Source organism: Bacteroides sp. RTP31139st1_H2_RTP31139_211217, from assembly GCF_040227615.1.
GTDB lineage: Bacteria > Bacteroidota > Bacteroidia > Bacteroidales > Bacteroidaceae > Bacteroides > Bacteroides uniformis.
Genome location: NZ_JBCNZM010000260.1, coordinates 1 through 4,060, shown reverse-complemented (window position 1 = coordinate 4,060; position 4,060 = coordinate 1). Strand labels below are relative to the sequence as shown.

The following is a 4,060-nucleotide window of genomic DNA, read 5'->3' as shown; positions in this document are numbered from 1 at the left end:
TATATCCACTGTTACCTTGACAATGACCTTGCCGGACAAAAGACAGTGGAAACCATAGCCGGGATGTATGATGGACGCGTCTATAACGAGTCCAACCGTTATGCCGGTTACAAAGACCTAAACGACTACCTACGCGGGAAGAAACAATGAACAACCCACTCCCTAAGCTCTCCTTCACGGAGGGCTTTTTTTATACCCCAACTTTTCCTGCTTTCTTATGTAAAATCGTATTTGAATATGATTTTGTAATATGATTTTTGTATTTTGAGAAAATATCATATTAAAATAATATGTTTTGTAGCCAATAATTTTATCTTTAAACTTATCCATTCTTATTTTGCAGCCACAATCAAATATAATAAATCATATTACATAAAAAGATATGAAATCATATTTTATTTTCACCATTGTCCTGACAGTTGCCTATCTCGTCTATTATGCGGTTATCATCGTGCAGGACCTTTATGGAAAAAAAGGAAATGGTAAGCCGGAAGAAGAGGTATTTGACCTCGGTGCGCCGGAAGATGAACAGAGTGTGTCCGTGACGGAGAGCGATACGGGATTCAATGTGGGTAATGAGAAGTATGAAACAGATGTTGCCCCTACCGCTTCACCTACACCACAGGAGACGGAAACCGCAGAGAATAATGGCGAGATAGCCGTGGCGGAGAAGCTGAAACGGCTGAAAGCCCAAGCGGAGGAACAGATGGAAGAAACCGAGACCTACCTGTCGGACGCATACACGGCAGACGAACTGTACAAAGCGATGCTTGCCAAAGGAAAGACGGACAACCGTCCGGAACTGGTATGGAAACCTCTCAAAGACCGATTGTAAAATGTCGAAAGCAAAAAAAATATTATGTGCACTGTGCTTTGTCCCTTATGCGGTATTCGCCAAAAGCGGCAGCGTAAACTACAGTTGGGGTGCAGACGCACTTGCAACGATGCACGACTTCGTGGTGACGATGATGCTGTACGTGCTGTACATCTGCTACGCTGTCGCCTCGGTTTTCGTAGTCGTTGCCGCGCTCCAAATCTATATCAAAATGAACACAGGCGAGGACGGTGTGGTGAAGTCTATCGTATCACTTGTCGGTGCGTGCCTCTTCATCATTGGAGCTTCAATCGTGTTCCCCGCTTTCTTCGGCTACCGCATATAGGTGGCTGACAGGAGTGTAAAACCAATTCAAAAATAGAAGTACCACAAAAAATGTAATAAATATGTTTCAGAAATTCAAAAGAATGTGCCGAAAGGCAAAGAAAACCATCATGCAAGTTTCCACCAAAGTAAAAATGTTAATCATTGCCCTGTTAGGAGGCATACCTGCTATGGCTCAAAGTACGGCAGGCGATTACTCAGCCGGTACGACAGCTCTATCAACCGTAGCCGAGGAAATCGTGAAATACGTTCCTGTGATGGTCAAACTCTGCTATGCCATTGCTGGTGTTGTGGCCATCATCGGAGCCATTTCGGTGTATATCGCCATGAACAACGAGGAACAGGATGTCAAGAAGAAGATTATGATGGTGGTTGGGGCGTGCCTTTTCCTGATTGCGGCAGCCCAAGCATTACCTCTATTCTTCGGAATTAACGCATAAACAGCCTGGAGGAATGACTAATAACGGACGTTATCCGGATTACCCGCTGTTCAAAGGACTGCAACGGCCTTTGGAACTGATGGGATTACAAGGTCGCTACATCTATTGGGCGGCAGGCGTGGCTGGTGGGGCCATTGTGGGCTTCATCGCCGCCTACTGTCTTATGGGCTTTGTGGCCGGACTGGTCGTATTGGCAACTGTCTTATCTGCGGGAATCGTGCTTATCATCCTCAAACAGCGAAAGGGGCTGCACAGTAAAAATGTAAAACGTGGAGTGTATGTGTATGCCTATTCGCATAAAGTATGACTATAAGAAAAACCATCACGGCAATGTGTGTGGCTGATTGATTGTTGAACGCGGGCGGGTCCGTCTCCAGCCGAGGCAGACCTGCCCCTATTTAATGAACGAATATCGGAATGACCCTATATATCATTTTATTTTTCATCGCCCTATGTACGGGTATGGCCTTGTCAGTCTATACGTTCGGTACGGGCGGCAAGCGCAAGCATATCTTTCAGAATATCTATTTCTCTGTGGAAGATACAGACGGTGTGGGTGTGCTGTACACCAAGACGGGCGAATATTCCGCCGTCTTGAAAATCGAAAATCCGGTACAGAAGTATTCAGCGGACATTGACAGCTATTACGACTTCACGCATCTATTCTCTGCCCTTGCGCAGACGCTGGGCGAAGGGTATGCCTTGCACAAACAAGACATCTTCGTAAGGAAACAGTTCGCGAACGAGCCGGAGCATAATCAAGAATTTCTCTCGGCATCGTACTTCCGTTATTTTAATGGGCGTCCGTACACGGACAGCCTTTGCTATCTGACTATCACACAGGAAGCCAAGAAGAGCCGTCTTTTCTCTTACGATAGCAAGAAATGGCGCGATTTCCTCGTGAAAATTTATAAGGTTCGAGACCTACTACGCGACAGCGGTGTACAAGTGAAATTCCTGAACAAAGCCGAGGCAAGCGAATATGTGGACCGTTACTTTGCGATGAACTTCAAAGACCGTATGGTCTCGATGACGAATGTCAAGGCTGACGACGAAACGGTATCTATGGGTGACAAACGCTGTAAGGTGTACAGCCTCGTGGACGTGGACTGCGCCGCGCTCCCCTCGCTGATACGTCCCTATACCAATATCGAGGTGAATAATACCGAGATGCCAGTGGATCTTGTCTCGGTGGTGGATAATATTCCGAACGCAGAAACGGTGGTGTACAACCAAATTATTTTCCTGCCCAGCCAGAAGCGGGAACTGGCATTACTCGACAAAAAGAAGAACCGGCACGCAAGCATCCCCAATCCGAGTAACCAAATGGCCGTAGAGGACATCAAACAGGTACAGGACGTAATAGCCCGTGAAAGCAAACTGCTCGTGTACACGCACTTCAACATGGTGGTGGGCGTGCCTGCGGACACCGACCTGCAAAAATGCACGAATCACTTGGAAAACGCTTTTGGGCGCATGGGCATACACATCAGTAAGCGTGCATACAACCAACTGGAACTGTTCGTCAGTTCGTTTCCGGGCAACTGTTACAGCCTGAACGAGGAATATGACCGTTTTCTGACCCTCTCCGACGCTGCGGTATGCCTGATGTACAAGGAACGGGTGCAGCATAGTGAGGAAACACCGCTAAAAGTTTATTACACTGACCGTCAAGGTGTTCCGGTAGCTATCGACATCACGGGAAAAGAGGGAAAGAACAAGCTGACCGACAACTCGAATTTTTTCTGCCTGGGGCCTTCGGGCAGCGGAAAGAGTTTCCACATGAATTCCGTCGTGCGCCAGTTGCATGAACAGGGGACGGACGTGGTAATGGTCGATACGGGTAACTCATACGAGGGGCTATGCGAGTATTTCGGCGGCAAGTATATTAGCTATACCGAGGAACGGCCCATCACGATGAATCCGTTCCGCATCAATCGGGAAGAGATGAACGTAGAAAAAACGGGATTCCTGAAAAACCTCGTCTTGCTTATCTGGAAAGGTACGCAGGGAACGGTCACAAAGACGGAAGACCGTCTGATAGAGCACGTCATCACGGAATATTACGACGCCTACTTCAACGGTTTCGAGAGCTTCACACCCCAACAGCGTGAGGACTTGCGTAAGAGCCTCGTTATTGATGACCGCAACAGCAGTGAGAAGCGGCACGAAAGCGAACGGGAACGTGCGGCCCGCATCGAGGGTATCATTGACGAGATAGAGGGTCGGCGCAAGGAACTGAAAGTGGAGGAACTGTCATTCAACTCTTTCTATGAATATTCCGTGCAGCGCATCCCGGATATCTGTGAGGAGAACCGTATCACGGGCATCGACCTCTCGACATACCGCTATATGATGAAGGACTTTTATTTGGGCGGCAACCACGAAAAAACGCTGAACGAAAACATGGACAGCTCGCTGTTCGACGAGACGTTCGTGGTCTTCGAAATCGACAGTATAA

6 protein-coding genes are annotated in these 4,060 nt (G+C 47.7%); all 6 read left to right on the top strand.

What is annotated here, in order from left to right:
* The coding region (locus ABUA47_RS23475; protein ID WP_349832146.1) for a toprim domain-containing protein at positions 1-150 on the top strand (150 nt) is incomplete at its 5' end.
* Between the two features lie 232 nt (positions 151-382).
* Positions 383-835: a hypothetical protein gene (locus tag ABUA47_RS23470; RefSeq protein ID WP_009292749.1), complete on the top strand. Its 453-nt coding sequence runs from the start codon at positions 383-385 to the stop codon at positions 833-835.
* A 1-nt stretch (position 836) separates the two neighbouring features.
* On the top strand, positions 837-1,160 hold the full coding sequence (locus ABUA47_RS23465) for a DUF4134 domain-containing protein (RefSeq protein WP_005836917.1): 324 nt from the start codon (positions 837-839) through the stop codon (positions 1,158-1,160).
* Between the two features lie 61 nt (positions 1,161-1,221).
* Complete coding sequence (locus tag ABUA47_RS23460) at positions 1,222-1,599, top strand: DUF4134 domain-containing protein (RefSeq protein WP_005836915.1); 378 nt, start codon at positions 1,222-1,224, stop codon at positions 1,597-1,599.
* A 13-nt stretch (positions 1,600-1,612) separates the two neighbouring features.
* A complete protein-coding gene (locus ABUA47_RS23455; protein WP_005836913.1) occupies positions 1,613-1,906 on the top strand; it encodes a hypothetical protein in 294 nt (97 codons plus the stop codon).
* A 110-nt stretch (positions 1,907-2,016) separates the two neighbouring features.
* A partial coding sequence (locus ABUA47_RS23450) for a helicase HerA domain-containing protein (protein WP_349832145.1) occupies positions 2,017-4,060 on the top strand: 2,044 nt, incomplete at its 3' end.